At 66.7% G+C, this 13,585-nt stretch carries 13 protein-coding genes; 10 read left to right on the top strand and 3 right to left on the bottom strand.

Features of this window, described 5'->3' with window-relative positions:
- Nucleotides 1-73 precede the first annotated feature (73 nt).
- Nucleotides 74-658, top strand: a complete 585-nt coding sequence (locus LC092_RS18375) for a hemerythrin domain-containing protein (RefSeq protein WP_224808901.1) — start codon at nucleotides 74-76, stop codon at nucleotides 656-658.
- Nucleotides 659-779: 121 nt separating this feature from the next.
- Here LC092_RS18375 and LC092_RS18370 read toward each other — a convergent pair whose 3' ends face one another.
- Nucleotides 780-1,940, bottom strand: a complete 1,161-nt coding sequence (locus tag LC092_RS18370; protein WP_224808900.1) for a site-specific DNA-methyltransferase — start codon at nucleotides 1,938-1,940, stop codon at nucleotides 780-782.
- A gap of 458 nt (nucleotides 1,941-2,398) precedes the next feature.
- On the opposite strand from LC092_RS18370, the gene LC092_RS18365 reads away from it, so the two are divergent.
- Nucleotides 2,399-3,868: an AMP nucleosidase gene (locus tag LC092_RS18365; RefSeq protein WP_224808946.1), complete on the top strand. Its 1,470-nt coding sequence runs from the start codon at nucleotides 2,399-2,401 to the stop codon at nucleotides 3,866-3,868.
- Between the two features lie 15 nt (nucleotides 3,869-3,883).
- On the opposite strand, the gene LC092_RS18360 is transcribed toward LC092_RS18365, so the two are convergent.
- Together LC092_RS18360 and mutY are read right to left on the bottom strand one after the other, a co-directional pair.
- A complete protein-coding gene (locus tag LC092_RS18360; protein WP_224808899.1) occupies nucleotides 3,884-4,432 on the bottom strand; it encodes a 2OG-Fe(II) oxygenase in 549 nt (182 codons plus the stop codon).
- An 85-nt stretch (nucleotides 4,433-4,517) separates the two neighbouring features.
- Nucleotides 4,518-5,633: an A/G-specific adenine glycosylase gene (mutY, locus tag LC092_RS18355; RefSeq protein ID WP_224808898.1), complete on the bottom strand. Its 1,116-nt coding sequence runs from the start codon at nucleotides 5,631-5,633 to the stop codon at nucleotides 4,518-4,520.
- Nucleotides 5,634-5,846: 213 nt separating this feature from the next.
- Here mutY and LC092_RS18350 point away from each other — a divergent pair, with 213 nt between their 5' ends.
- The 8 genes from LC092_RS18350 (at nucleotide 5,847) to LC092_RS18315 (ending at nucleotide 13,548) form a co-directional block, all read left to right on the top strand.
- On the top strand, nucleotides 5,847-6,395 hold the full coding sequence (locus tag LC092_RS18350) for a DUF721 domain-containing protein (RefSeq protein ID WP_224808897.1): 549 nt from the start codon (nucleotides 5,847-5,849) through the stop codon (nucleotides 6,393-6,395).
- Between the two features lie 142 nt (nucleotides 6,396-6,537).
- Nucleotides 6,538-7,173 carry a DsbA family protein gene (locus LC092_RS18345; protein ID WP_224808896.1) on the top strand — a complete coding sequence of 212 codons (636 nt, stop codon included), beginning with the start codon at nucleotides 6,538-6,540 and terminating at the stop codon, nucleotides 7,171-7,173.
- 66 nt (nucleotides 7,174-7,239) lie between these two features.
- The gene (gene smc / locus LC092_RS18340; RefSeq protein ID WP_224808893.1) at nucleotides 7,240-10,710 is read left to right on the top strand and encodes a chromosome segregation protein SMC; all 3,471 of its coding nucleotides are present in this window, start codon (nucleotides 7,240-7,242) and stop codon (nucleotides 10,708-10,710) included.
- 197 nt (nucleotides 10,711-10,907) lie between these two features.
- Nucleotides 10,908-11,276, top strand: a complete 369-nt coding sequence (locus tag LC092_RS18335; RefSeq protein WP_224808891.1) for an AtpZ/AtpI family protein — start codon at nucleotides 10,908-10,910, stop codon at nucleotides 11,274-11,276.
- A gap of 54 nt (nucleotides 11,277-11,330) precedes the next feature.
- Nucleotides 11,331-12,089, top strand: a complete 759-nt coding sequence (locus LC092_RS18330) for a F0F1 ATP synthase subunit A (RefSeq protein WP_224808889.1) — start codon at nucleotides 11,331-11,333, stop codon at nucleotides 12,087-12,089.
- A 79-nt stretch (nucleotides 12,090-12,168) separates the two neighbouring features.
- A complete protein-coding gene (locus LC092_RS18325; protein WP_029060187.1) occupies nucleotides 12,169-12,396 on the top strand; it encodes a F0F1 ATP synthase subunit C in 228 nt (75 codons plus the stop codon).
- A 101-nt stretch (nucleotides 12,397-12,497) separates the two neighbouring features.
- Complete coding sequence (locus LC092_RS18320) at nucleotides 12,498-13,058, top strand: F0F1 ATP synthase subunit B (RefSeq protein WP_318245934.1); 561 nt, start codon at nucleotides 12,498-12,500, stop codon at nucleotides 13,056-13,058.
- 10 nt (nucleotides 13,059-13,068) lie between these two features.
- Entirely contained in the window at nucleotides 13,069-13,548 is a 480-nt protein-coding gene (locus tag LC092_RS18315) for a F0F1 ATP synthase subunit B (RefSeq protein WP_224808885.1), read from the top strand.
- Nucleotides 13,549-13,585 lie beyond the last annotated feature (37 nt).

Here is a 13,585-nt window from a genome sequence, read left to right as displayed (position 1 = left end):
GGGCGGGTGACGGGCGGTCTTGCCAGTGGCGCGGAAGTGGCCATGTTAGGGCGCAACAACAGGACCGACCGCTATGCCCCATCCAACCGACCTCGACACCCGCACCGGGCTGTCGGAGGAAATGCTTTTCCTGCTGCGCCAGCACCCGCGTGACGTCTGGCAGCGACACCCGAACCTTGGCGGCATGGCCCGCTTCTGGCTCGACCGGCACAACGGCTTTCGCCAGCTCGGCGGCGTGCTGGAAGATGCGCTGTCGCGCTTTCGCGAGGGCGAGATGGAGCCGGCGGCCTTCGGCGGCTTCTTCGCGCCGCGCCTGCAGCACTTCCTCAGCGAGTTGCACCACCACCACATGATCGAGGACCAGCACTATTTCCCGGTTTTCGTGGCAGCCGAGACGCGGCTGACGCGCGGTTTCGAGGTGCTGGAAGGCGATCACGAGGCGATCCACGAGCTCATAGAGCAGGTGATCGCCAGCGCCAACGGGCTGCTCGGCCACCTGCAGGGCACGGACCGCGACGCGATCCGACGCGCCGCCGATGGATATTCCGGGGACAGCGGCCGGCTGATCGGCGGGCTGATGCGCCATCTCGACGACGAGGAAGACCTGATCGTGCCGCTGATTCTGGAGCGCGGCGAGGGGCCGCTCGGCATCGGCTGAGCGACCAGCGCGGCCCACGAACGAAAACCGCCCCCGCCCGAGGGAAGGGCGGAGGCGGGCAGAAGGCGCGGGGAAGCGCTTGGCAAACTCTTCGTCCCGGGCGGCGAGGACCGCCCGCAGTCTATCCGGCCGCCGGGGCCGCCTTGCGGAACGCCTGGCGCAGCACGTCGATCGGCTGGCGCTTGCCGGCTTCCATGATGTGCCAGAAGGTCCAGCCGTTGCAGGCGTCCTGCCCCTGGACCAGGGCACCGACCTTGTGGATCGAGCCGCTGTGATCGCCGGACAGGAGCGAGCCGTCGGCGCGCACCTTGGCCTTGTGCTTGCCCTTGGCGCAGGTCAGTTCCGCGCCCGGCGCGATCATGCCCGCTTCCAGCAGGTTGCCGAAGGGAACGCGCGGCGCGGCCCGTTTGCCCTGCGTCACGGTTAGGGTCGACGGATCGAGCGGATCGATGGCCGCGATCCGCGCGGTGGCCGCGTCGATATAGTCCTGCTCGCGCTCCACGCCGACGAAATGACGTCCGAGCTTCTTGGCGACCGCACCGGTGGTGCCGGTGCCGAAGAAGGGATCGAGCACCACGTCGCCCGGATTGGAGGAGGCCAGCAGCACCCGGTAGAGCAGGCTTTCCGGCTTCTGCGTCGGATGCACCTTCTGGCCGTCCGCATCCTTCAGCCGCTCGCCGCCCGTGCACAGCGGCAGGTGCCAGTCCGAGCGCATCTGAAGATCGTCGTTGAAGGTCTTCAGCGCTTCGTAGTTGAAGGTGTATTTCGCGTCCTTGGCGGGAGACGCCCAGATCATCGTCTCATGGGCATTGGTGAACCGCTTGCCGCGAAAGTTCGGCATCGGGTTCGACTTCAGCCACACCACGTCGTTCAGGATCCAGAACCCGAGGTCCTGCAGGATGCTGCCGACGCGGAAGATGTTGTGATAGGAGCCGATGACCCACAGGCCGCCGTCCGGCTTCAGCACGCGGCGCACGGCAAGCAGCCAGGCCCGGGTGAAGGCGTCATAGGCCTCGAAGCTGGCGAACTGGTCCCAGTGATCGTCGCAGGCATCCACCCGCGACTGGTCGGGGCGGTGCAGGTCTCCGCCGAGCTGTAGATTGTAAGGCGGATCGGCGAAGACGAGATCGACCGAATTCTTCGGCAGACGTTCCAGCGCGGCCACGCAATCCCCCTTGAGGATCGTGTCGAGCCATGCGGGTCCGCTGCCGGGAACCGGCGTTGAACCGTCTTGGTGGAAGCGGGGTGCCACGGCGGGCACCCCTTTACGCTGTACACTCATTGCGACGCAATACCTCACGCAATTACGAGCATCATGGTTACCGGGCTTGGTAAATCAGCGGTTAAGGCGCGAAACAAAAAAGCTTTTATGAATCAATACTCTGTTTACCGTTTTCCCCGTTGCATCGCGGCCTGCTTCGCTTCGTTAACCGAAGGGTCAGAGTCTGTAACCCGGCAGGAACTGCCCAACGGCCTGTGCCGACTGCCGTTTTGCCGAAAGCGTCATCCGGTCGTCTTGCAAATTGCACGAGCGGGTCATGGCAATGGGTTAACGCTGACGGGGGACGGCGACGCCTGATCCGGAGCGGAGAAAAAACTTTTCACGCCATGAAATAATATTCATAGTTGGCAACGGCCTGCGGAAAGGGCCGGCGCCGGGCAATGGGGCCTGTGCGCGGCAAGGGCAAGAGGCAGGACAGCATGGCAGAAAACGAAGCGGACCGCGGACGCGAAACCGGCATGGCGATACACGAGCCCCCCGCCGGTCCCTTCACCGGTTACCGCGATGCCGCCGCCGCCGTCGCGCGCCTGGAGGAGATTTTCGAGACCAACACGGCCTTCCTGCGCGATGCCTTCCAGCAATTCCTGGCCGGCGACATTCCGCAAGGCCGCGTGCGGGCCTGCTACCCCGAAATCCGGCTGGTGACGGAAACCCACGGGCGGGTCGACAGTCGGCTGGCCTATGGCTTCGTGTCTGGACCGGGGGTGCATTCCACCTCGGTGACCCGGCCGGACCTTTTTCGCGACTATCTGCTGGAACAGGTCGAGCTCCTGATCCGCAATCATGAAGTTCCGGTGGAGGTTGGCGTCAGCGATCTGCCGATCCCGCTGCATTTCGCCTTTTACGACGGCACCCATGTGGAAGGCGCGGCGGTGGCGCTGCAACGCCCGCTCGCCGATGTCTTCGACCTGCCGGACCTCTCGGTGCTCGACGACGCCATCGTCAACGGCACCTTCGAGGCGGGGCCGGGCATGCCGCGTCCGCTCGCGCCCTTCACCGCGCCGCGGGTCGACTATTCGCTGCACCGCCTGCAGCATTACACGGCAACCGCCGCCGGCCACTTCCAGAACTACGTGATCCTGACGAACTACCAGTTCTACATGGACGAGTTCTGCCGGCTGGCGCGCGACCTCCTGGCCGATCCCGACAGCGGCTATACCCATTTCGTCGAGCCGGGCAATGTGATCACCCGGGCGGGCGACATGGAGCCGCAGGAAGGCGAGGCGCCGGCGCGGCTGCCGCAGATGCCGGCCTATCATCTCGCCCGGTCCGACCACTCGGGCATCACCATGATCAACATCGGCGTCGGTCCCTCCAACGCCAAGACGATCACCGACCATGTCGCCGTGCTCAGGCCCCATGCTTGGCTGATGCTCGGCCATTGCGCGGGCTTGAGAAACAGCCAGCAGCTCGGCGACTACGTGCTAGCCCATGGCTATGTGCGCGAGGATCACGTGCTCGACGCCGACCTGCCGGCCTGGGTGCCGATCCCGCCGCTGGCCGAGATCCAGGTCGCGCTGGAAGGCGCGGTGGAAGAGGTGACCGGGCTTGCCGGCTACGAGCTGAAGCGGGTGATGCGCACCGGAACGGTCGCCTCCATCGACAACCGCAACTGGGAACTGAGGGACCACCGCGAGCCGGTGCAGCGCTTCTCGCAGTCGCGGGCGATTGCGCTCGACATGGAATCGGCGACGATTGCCGCCAACGGCTTCCGCTTCCGCGTGCCCTACGGCACGCTGCTCTGCGTCTCCGACAAGCCGCTGCATGGCGAATTGAAGCTGCCGGGCATGGCAACGGATTTCTACAAGCGCCAGGTCGCCCAGCACTTGCGGATCGGCATCCTGAGTATGGAAAAACTCCGCGCCATGCCGCGCGAGCGCCTGCATTCGCGCAAGCTTCGCAGTTTCGCCGAGACGGCGTTCCAGTAGGGCGCGCGTGTCGGATCAGCGAAACGCCGGGCCGTGGCACCAGCAGGTCAGCGAATGGCGGGTGCCGCGCGTGACCGGCGCGACCCGGTGCAGCATGAAGGAGGCGAAGAGCGTGGCGTCGCCGACGCCGCGCTCCGCTGTCGCGCAGGCGCTGCCGAGATTGATCTCCAGAGCGCCGCCGTCATAGCTCTCCGGCTCGCTCAACTGCACGACGATGGTCAGCTTGCGCCAGCGCGCGATCGGCCCGTCGCCGATATCCGAGTGCCAGTCGTAGTGGCCCTCGACGCTCTCGTCGTAGCTTGCGACCTGTAGCCGCTCGCGAAAATCCGTGATGTCGAAATCGAAGCGGTCGCGGTTGGCCTCGGCCACGCTTGAGACGATGCGCTCCATCACCCAGGCCGCACTGGTCTTGTCGTCGAGCCAGGCGATGTCGGCGCGGCGGATGTTGTGATTGTGCAACCCGCCGACGAGCCCGCCGGAGCGTGTCTGGGCGTCGGCCGCAAGCCGGATGACCTCGGCCGCTTCGGCCCTGGAAAAAAGCGCTGGATGAGAATGCGTGAACATGGGCCGAAGTCTCCGCAACGGCAAAAGGATGCGGGTCTATGCGGCAGACGACGGCGAAACGCAACTTGAAAACGCAGCGTCCGCGTCAGTCGCGCAGGCCCGCGGCAAGAACCTTTCGCATGACGGTCGGCAGAGCCTCGCCGTCCAGCGCCTCGGGCGCCGACCACCAGTGTCCGTCGGGGGCTTGCGGCATGCCGCCGACCTCCGCGCGCCAGACCGCGAGTTCCAGATGGAAATGGGTAAACGTGTGGCGCACGTCGCCGGCGGCGCGCCACCATCTCGGAGCGAACCCCGCTAGCGTATCGGGGACCTGCGCAAGATCGTCTTGCGCGGCGGTTTCAGACCAGTCGCTCACCGGCGGCTCGCTCATGCCGCCGAGCAGACCCTTGGGCGGGCGGCGGCGCAGCAACACGGCACCGTCGCCGCGCGTGACGACGAAGGCCATGCCCCGCCGGGTCGGCTTGGCCTGTTTCGGGGCCTTCTTCGGCAGCGTCTCGGCAATTCCGGCGCGATGCGCGGCGCAGGCCTCGACCCAGGGGCAGAGCGCGCAGGCGGGCCTCTTCGGACTGCACAGGCTGGCGCCGAGATCCATTGTCGCCTGGGCGAAGTCGCCGGGCCGGTCATCGGGGACAAGCTCGGCGGTCGCCGCGCGGATTTCGGGCTTTGCGGCGGGAAGCGGCGTTTCGATGGCGCGCAGCCGGCTGATCACCCGCTCCACATTGCCGTCGACCACGGCCGCCGGCCGGTCGAAGGCGATCGCCGCAATCGCCGCCGCCGTATAGGGACCGATGCCGGGCAGGGCCAGAAGCCCGGCCTCCGTATCTGGAAAGACGCCGCCATGCTCGCGCGCGACCGTCTCGGCGCAGGCCTTGAGGTTGCGGGCGCGCGAATAATATCCAAGCCCCGCCCAGGCCTTCATCACGTCTTCCTCATGCGCCTCGGCGAGGTCGCGCACGTCCGGCCAGCGACGGGTGAAGGCCTCGAAATAGGGTTTCACCGCCTGCACGGTTGTCTGCTGCAGCATGATTTCCGACAGCCACACCCGGTAGGGATCGGTGATCTCCCCGTTGGCGCGATCCTCCGGCAGCACCCGCCAGGGCAGGGTGCGCGCATGCCGGTCGTACCAGGCAAGCAACTGGCCTGTGAGCGAGTTGGCGGTTTGTGCGGGGCGGATGGCGGAGACGGGGCTGTCGGCTGTCATGGGAGACAGGATCGGGCGTCCGGCGGCGAATTCAAGGGTGCTCGACCCCGATCCGGCGCTTATCCCGACAAATCGCAGGCGCGGCGCAGCATATCCCGGATTGTCGCCCTGTCCTGTGGGAGACGGTGCATTGCGGGGAGGAGCGTTGCGATTTCCGCCCGATCCGCAGAAAGGCGTCGCGAAATGGGCGCAATTGCCCCAAAAAGCTTGGACATGAGTGATTCGCACGCAAACCAGCGCAAGGCAGGACGCGCCGCACCCGCACCGGGTGCGCGCCGGGTCACCCGTGCGCGCCCGCTCGGTGATCTGATCGGCGCCTCGCTCGACAAGGCCTGCCGGCGCCGCGGCTTCGCGACCTCCGACCTGGTGGCCGACTGGCCGGAGATCGTCGGAGCGCGCTATGCCGGGCGGGTCCAGCCCCTGCGCCTCGACTGGCCGCGCGTGAAGGGCGGCGAGGATGCCGAGCCGAAGCCGGCGACCCTGGTGGTGCAGACCGACGGCGCCACGGCGCTGATGCTGACCCATGACATGCCGCAGGTGATCGAGCGTATCAACGGGTTCTTCGGCTGGGCCGCGATCGGGCGGATCCGCATCCTGCAGGGACCGGTGTCGCCGCCCCGGCGCAATCGCCCGCCGAAGCTGCGCGAGCTCACCAGCGAGGAAGAGGCGGAGCTGAAGCGCACGATCGCCGGCGTTGAGGGCGACAAGCTGCAGGCGGCGCTGGAAAAACTCGGACGGGCGGTGCTGGCGAAGACCCGGTGACGCGTGCTCACACAGCTGTGAGCGCGACGCTTGCCCCTGCTCCCAAAGACGCCACATTGTCCGTGTCCGGTTGACCGACCCGCCAAAGGCGATAAACAAGCTTTAAGCGGCCTTCAATTCTAGAAGACATGGGAAAAAGCTCGTGAGCCTTAATCGCCGACAGTTACTTCTTCGCGCTTCCGCCGGTCTCGTTGCGGCCGGGACGGTCCTGCCCGCCCTTCCGGCCTTCGCGCAATCCGTGGACGCGGCCAAGCTGCTGGAGCCCGGCGTTCTGCCGGACAAGGTGCTGGGCGACGAGAACGCGCCGGTCGCGGTCGTCGAATACGCCTCGATGACCTGCGGCCACTGCGCCAACTTCCATAAGGAAGGCTATCCGCATCTCAAGTCGGAGTATATCGAGACCGGCAAGGTGCGTTTCATCTTCCGCGAATTCCCGCTCGACCCCGTCGCTGCCGCCGCCTTCATGCTGGCGCGTTGCGCGCCGGAGGAAAAATACTTCGACGTCGTCGACCTGATGTTTGAAGAGCAGCGCAGCTGGGCCTTCACGCAAAATCCCTATGAATCGCTGCTGAAGTTCGCCAGACAGATCGGCTTCACCCAGGAAAGCTTCGAGACCTGCCTGAAGGATCAGGCGCTGCTCGACGGAATCTATGCCGCGCGCGACCGGGGCAAGGAATTTGGCGTGAACTCCACGCCGACATTCTTCTTCAACGGCGAGATGGAAAGAGGCGCGCTGTCGGTCGCGCAACTCGACGCGGCGATCGCCGACCATCTCTAGCATCGGGATCGGGGGCCGGGCGGTCATGCGCCGTCCGGCCTCCGGCCCCGAGATCAGGCGCCCCTCATGAAGTTCACCAAGCTGCGCGTCCTCGGCTTCAAGTCCTTCGTCGAACCGATGGATTTCATCATCGGCGACGGACTGACCGGCGTCGTCGGCCCGAACGGCTGCGGCAAGTCCAATCTTGTCGAGGCGCTGCGCTGGGTGATGGGGGAAAACTCCTACAAGAACATGCGCGCGTCCGGCATGGACGACGTGATCTTTTCCGGCAGCCTGAACCGTCCGGCCCGCAACACCGCGGAAGTGACGCTGTTCCTCGACAATGCCGACCGCACCGCGCCTTCCGGCTTCAACGACAGCGACACGCTGGAAGTCACCCGCCGCATCGAGCGCGAGGGCGGCTCCAACTACAAGATCAACGCCCGTGATGTGCGCGCCCGCGACGTGCAGCTGCTTTTCGCGGATGCCTCCACCGGCGCCCGCTCGCCCGCGCTCGTGCGCCAGGGCCAGATCGGCGAGCTGATCGCGGCAAAGCCGACCTCGCGTCGGCAGATCCTGGAAGAGGCTGCCGGTATCTCCGGCCTGCACTCGCGCCGTCACGAGGCGGAACTGCGCCTGCGGGCCGCGGAATCCAATCTGGAACGTCTCGAGGACGTGCTCGGCCAGATCGACGGCCAGCTCGACAGCCTGAAGCGGCAGGCGCGCCAGGCCGGCCGCTTCCGCAACCTGTCCTCCGAAATCCGCTCCGCAGAGGCAGCGCTCTACCATCTGCGCTGGATTGCCTGCCGCGACCATCTGGTGGAAACGGAGACCGAATTCACCGCCGCCGAGGCGCGGGTGCGCGAGGTGGCCGGGGCCCAGACGCAAGCCGCGACCGGACAGGCGGTTGCCGCGCGCAAGGTGCCGGAAGCGCGCGATGCGGCGGCCCGCGCCGGCGCGACGCTGCAGCGGCTGGTGATCTCCCGCAACGAGCTCGACGGCGAGGAACGGCGGGTGCGCGAGCGGCTGAGCGATCTCGGCGCACGCCTCCAGCAGCTGCATCAGGACATCGCCCGCGAGCAGGCGCTGATTTCCGAAAACGACGAGCATCTCGCGACGCTTGCCGAGGAGGAGGAAGAGCTGCGCGCCGAGGCGATGGCCGAGGAAGAGCGCGCCGAGACCTCCGCGACGCGGGTGGAAGAGGCGGAAAGCCGGGTCGCCGAGGCCGAGGAACGGCTTGCCGCGCTGACCGAGGAACAGGCCGGCACGGTGGCGCGGCGGCGCCAGCTGAGCGAGGCGCATGACGCAGCAAAGGTGCGGGTCGACCGGCTGGCGCGCCAGCATGACGAGACGGCGGCGCAACTGTCCGCGCTCGTGTCCGAACTGGAAGCCGCGCCGGCACTCGAAGCCGCCCGCGAAGCCCAGCTGATCGCCGAGGAACGGCTTGCCGCGGGCGAGGAGGCCGTGCTTGCCGGCGAGGACCAGACCGGTGCCGCGCGCAGCGCGCTGGAAGCCGCGCGCGGACCGCTCGCCGACGCGCAGGCGCAGGTCTCCAGGCTTGAGACCGAGGCGCGCACCCTGGCCGATATCCTGAGCGAGGGACACGCCGGCGACTGGCCGGCGGTTGTCGATGCCATGTCGGCAAAGCCCGGATATGAAACGGCGCTGGGCGCCGCACTTGGCGAGGACCTCGATGCGCCCGTCGGCGGAGATGCGCCGATGCGCTGGAGCGAGAGCGGCGGCGCGACCGCTGCCGCCTCGTCCGATCCGGCCTTGCCGCAAGGGGCAACGCCGCTGTCGGACTACGTCACCGCACCTAAGGCCCTTGCCCGCCGACTGGCGCAGATCGGCGTTGTCGACGCCGAGACCGCCCTGCACCTGAAGGACAGTCTGGCGCCGGGGCAGCGGCTGGTGTCGCGCGACGGCGCGCTTTGGCGCTGGGACGGCTTCACCGTTTCGGCCGACGCGCCGACGGCCGCCGCGCAGCGCCTTGCCCGCAAGAACCGGCTTGCCGCGCTCCAGGAGGACATCGAGGCGGCGCGGGAGGTCCTGTTAGCGCGCCAGACGGAGTTTGAGACGCTTACCGCCGCCGTGCGCACGGCCTCCGAGGCCGAGCAGGCCGCGCGCGGACAATTGCGCGGGTTGCGCCAGGCGGCCGACGAGGCCCGGGCGCAGGTGACCAGGCTTGAGCGCGCGCATGCGGAAGCCGAGGCCCGCCGTGCAGCACTTGAAGAGGGCGTCGCGCGTGTGGATGCGGATCTTGCCGAGGCGCGCGAGGCGGCCGAAGAGGCGCGCATGGCGCTGGAGGAGCTTCCCGCCGACGACGGGCTTGCAAGCCGCATCGACAGGGTGCGCGCCGAAACGTCCGAGGCGCGCGCGACGCTGTCGCGCGAGCGCGCGGCTGCCGAGGGGCTGGCACGGGAGCGCGAGATGCGCAAACGGCGCCAGGACGCGCTTGCGCGCGAGCGAGCAAGCTGGGTCCAGCGCGCCTCGGGCGCGCGGCAGCAGGTCGAGGTGCTGGGCGAGCGGATGGCGGCGGCCGAAGAAGAGCGCGCCGAACTGCTGGAAGCCCCCGATGACATCGACATCAGGCGGCGCGGGCTGTTGAGCGAGATTTTCAAGGCGGAAGCCGCGCGCGCGGCTGCCGACGATGCGCTGGCGCAGGCGGAAGCAGCCCAACGCGAGGCGGATGCCGAGGCGCAGGCCGCGTTGACGCATCTCTCCGAGGCGCGCGAGCGGCGCATCCGGGCCGAAGAGCGGCTGGCGGCGGCCCGCACCCGCAAGGCGGAAATCGAGGCCCGCATCGACGAGGCGCTGGAAGTCTCCGTCGAGGCGCTGGCCGGTCTTGCCGGCCTGAAGGAGGGGGCGCCGCTGCCCGATGCCGATGCGCTTGAGCGTCGGGTCGACCGGCTCAAGGCGGAGCGCGAGCGGCTCGGCGGGGTCAACCTGCGCGCCGAGGAAGAGCTGGGCGAGATCGAGACCCAGCGCGGCACGCTGATCTCCGACCGCGACGACCTGATCGAGGCGATCAAGCGGCTGCGCGGCGCGATCTCCAACATCAACAAGGAGGCGCGCGAGCGCCTGCTGACCGCCTTCGAGACGGTGAACGCCCAGTTCCAGCGCCTGTTCACCCATCTGTTCGGCGGCGGCACCGCCGAATTGCGCCTTGTGGACGCGGAAGATCCGCTCGATGCCGGGCTGGAAATCATTGCCCGTCCGCCGGGCAAGAAGCCGCAGACCATGACGCTGCTGTCCGGCGGCGAACAGGCGCTCACCGCGATGGCGCTGATCTTTGCCGTGTTCCTGACCAACCCGGCGCCGATCTGCGTGCTCGACGAGGTCGACGCCCCGCTCGACGATGCCAATGTGGAGCGCTACTGCGACCTTCTCGACGAGATGGCCCGCAGCACCGACACGCGTTTCGTGGTGATCACCCACAACCCGATCACCATGGCGCGGATGAACCGGCTGTTCGGCGTGACGATGGCGGAACGCGGCATCTCGCAACTCGTCTCGGTCGATCTCGAGACGGCGGAGCGATTCCGCGAGGCAGGCTAGCGGCGCGCGGCTCTCCGCAATTGGTGGAATAAGCTGTTCGCAGTCTTCCTGAAAACTTAAATTTATTCTGAAAAACAAATACTTAGGTGGCATCCGTGTTGTCTTGACAGGGCCGGGGGTGCCGACTATGGTGCGCCCGACTTCCAGAGGCATGCGGGCATCGCGCCGGTGCGCATCGAGAAAGGGGGCTGGGTAACATGTCTCCCGACGAGAGCGGACAGGAAAGCGAGAAGCGCGCGCTTAGGGAAGCGGAACTGTCCGAGCGAAAGAACCGGCTGGTGCAATCGCTTGAGGAACGCTCGCCGGAGGCGCAACAGCGCAAGGGCGAAAACTCTTCAGGCGCGGGGCAGGGGTTTGCGCAGGCCATGAAGCTGTCGACGGAATTCGTCGCAGGCGTCGTGGTCGGAGCGGGCCTGGGCTGGCTGATCGACAGGGGACTGGGGACGAGCCCGTGGGGCTTGATCATCTTCCTCTTGTTGGGGTTCTGCGCGGGCGTGCTGAATGTCTTGCGGTCTGCCGGCGTTGTGGCCGAGCCCCATGACAGGACGCGCGACGGCGGTTCCTGAACCTGTTTCCGGCGCGAAAGCGTCTCATGCGACCGCTAAAGAGGGGCTGACCCGGTGGCGAACAATCCGATAGATCAGTTCAGGATCACCGAAATCGTTCCGATCGAGGTCGGCGGCCTCAATCTGTCCTTCACCAACTCCGCGCTGTTCATGGTGGTGACGACCGCGCTGGTCGCGACCTTCCTGATCCTGTCGACCGGCGGACGCGGCCTGGTGCCGAGCCGCTGGCAGTCGCTGGCGGAGATGAGCTACGAATTCGTGGCGAACACGCTTAGAAGTTCGGCCGGCAACGAGGGCATGCGCTTCTTCCCGCTGGTGTTCTCGCTGTTCATGTTCGTGCTTTTCGCCAACCTGATCGGCATGTTCCCCTATTTCTTCACCGTCACCAGCCACATCATCGTCACCTTCATGCTGTCGCTGCTGGTGATCGGCACGGTCACGGTCTACGGCTTCGCGAAGCACGGCACCAAGTTCCTGCACCTGTTCGCACCGTCGGGTGTTCCTCCGATCATGTATCTGCTGGTGACGCCGATCGAGGTGATCTCGTTCCTCTCGCGTCCGGTCAGCCTGTCGGTTCGTCTCTTCGCCAACATGCTGGCGGGCCACATCACGCTGAAGGTCTTCGCCGGCTTCGTGGTGTCGCTCATCGCAGCGGACGGTCTTGGCGCGATCGGTCCGATCATGGCGATCCTGCCGCTCTTGATGACGATCGCGATCACCGCGCTGGAGTTCCTGGTCTCCTTCCTCCAGGCCTATGTTTTCACGGTTCTGACTTGCATGTACCTCAACGATGCGCTGCATCCGAGCCACTAGAAGTCAGTCTGGTTAGGCTCCGCAATGAAGCGGAGCCGCCTCTCTCGTCGCTGCAATCTCTACTCAAGGAGCAAGTGTCATGGAAGCTGAAGCAGCTAAGTACATCGGTGCCGGTCTCGCCTGTCTGGGCATGGGCGGCGCCGCCCTCGGCCTCGGCAACATTTTCGGCAACTACCTGTCGGGCGCCCTGCGCAACCCGTCTGCCGCCGACGGCCAGTTCGGCCGCCTCATCCTCGGCTTCGCCGTGACCGAGGCGCTCGGCATTTTCTCGCTTCTCGTCGCGCTTCTCCTGCTCTTCGCCGTCTAATCACGACGGAGTGCGTCAGCGACGCGGATTATCCGACCGGGTGCGCTCGCCGTGCCCGGTCGGCCTGTCCCCAAAGCTGAGAGGCAGCACAAGCTGCGGCATTGGAGATCAAGATGGCCACGACTAGCGCCGAAACCCAGACCGGAACCGTTGTTCCCGCCGACAACCTGCCGGATACGTTTCCGCCTTTCGACGGAACGACCTACGCATCCCAGATTCTCTGGCTGGCGATCACCTTCGGCCTGCTCTACTGGATCATGAGCCGGGTGGCTCTGCCGCGCATCAGTGGCATCCTGGAAGATCGCCGCGACCGGATTGCCGGCGACATCGCCGAGGCGAACCGTCTGAACGACGAGAGCAACGCCGCCATCGCCGCCTACGAACAGGCTCTGGCCGAGGCCCGTGCGAACGCACATGGCATCGCGCAGGAAACCCGCGACAAGCTCAAGGCCGACGTCGAACGCCGGCGTGCGGCAACCGAGGCGGATCTTGCGGCGAAACTCTCGGACGCAGAGCAGCGCATTCAAGATATCAAGGCGGCCGCCATGGAAAACGTGGGCGAGATCGCATCCGAAACCACCACCGCGCTGGTCGAGAGCCTGATCGGCAAGGCGCCGACCAAGACGGAGCTTTCCAAGGCCGTCGACGGCGCAATGAAGTGAGGACGGCCTGATGGACGCTTCAGCATGGGCACTGGTCGGGCTTCTGCTTTTTCTGGCCCTGATCGCATATCTCAAGGTTCCCGGCACCGTCGGCGCCAGCCTCGACAAGCGCGCCGATAACATCCGCAAGGAACTCGACGACGCGCGCAAGCTGCGCGAAGAAGCCCAGTCGCTTCTCGCCGACTACCAGCGCCGTCGCCAGGAAGCCGAAGCCGAGGCCGAAGGCATCGTCGCCGAAGCCAAGCGCGAGGCCGAGCGGATGACCGAAGAGGCCAACGCCGCGCTCGAGGAGATGATCCAGCGCCGCACCGAGGCGGCCGAGCGCAAGATCGCCCAGGCCGAAGGCCAGGCAATCGCCGACGTCAAGGCCCGCGCCGCCGACATCGCGGTCGCCGCCGCCGAGGTGATCCTGGCGAAGAAGGTCGAAGGCAAGATCGGCGAAGATCTTCTGGCAAAATCGATCAAGGACGTGTCCGCCCGTCTCAACTGAGCGGCCGGACATCGGACTGAGTGAATTGGGCGGCCCT

The sequence above is a fragment of the Stappia stellulata genome, assembly GCF_020176715.1.
Lineage (GTDB): Bacteria > Pseudomonadota > Alphaproteobacteria > Rhizobiales > Stappiaceae > Stappia.
This window is presented reverse-complemented; position numbering and strand designations above follow the sequence as displayed.

What these genes read in the sequence shown, in the direction of transcription:
- LC092_RS18375 (WP_224808901.1), top strand. Translation starts at nt 74, where the DNA reads ATGCCCCATCCAACCGACCTCGACACCCGCACCGGGCTGTCGGAGGAA.
- LC092_RS18370 (WP_224808900.1), bottom strand. Translation starts at nt 1,940, where the DNA reads ATGAGTGTACAGCGTAAAGGGGTGCCCGCCGTGGCACCCCGCTTCCAC.
- LC092_RS18365 (WP_224808946.1), top strand. Translation starts at nt 2,399, where the DNA reads ATGGCGATACACGAGCCCCCCGCCGGTCCCTTCACCGGTTACCGCGAT.
- LC092_RS18360 (WP_224808899.1), bottom strand. Translation starts at nt 4,432, where the DNA reads ATGTTCACGCATTCTCATCCAGCGCTTTTTTCCAGGGCCGAAGCGGCC.
- mutY (WP_224808898.1), bottom strand. Translation starts at nt 5,633, where the DNA reads ATGACAGCCGACAGCCCCGTCTCCGCCATCCGCCCCGCACAAACCGCC.
- LC092_RS18350 (WP_224808897.1), top strand. Translation starts at nt 5,847, where the DNA reads ATGAGTGATTCGCACGCAAACCAGCGCAAGGCAGGACGCGCCGCACCC.
- smc (WP_224808893.1), top strand. Translation starts at nt 7,240, where the DNA reads ATGAAGTTCACCAAGCTGCGCGTCCTCGGCTTCAAGTCCTTCGTCGAA.
- LC092_RS18335 (WP_224808891.1), top strand. Translation starts at nt 10,908, where the DNA reads ATGTCTCCCGACGAGAGCGGACAGGAAAGCGAGAAGCGCGCGCTTAGG.
- LC092_RS18325 (WP_029060187.1), top strand. Translation starts at nt 12,169, where the DNA reads ATGGAAGCTGAAGCAGCTAAGTACATCGGTGCCGGTCTCGCCTGTCTG.
- LC092_RS18315 (WP_224808885.1), top strand. Translation starts at nt 13,069, where the DNA reads ATGGACGCTTCAGCATGGGCACTGGTCGGGCTTCTGCTTTTTCTGGCC.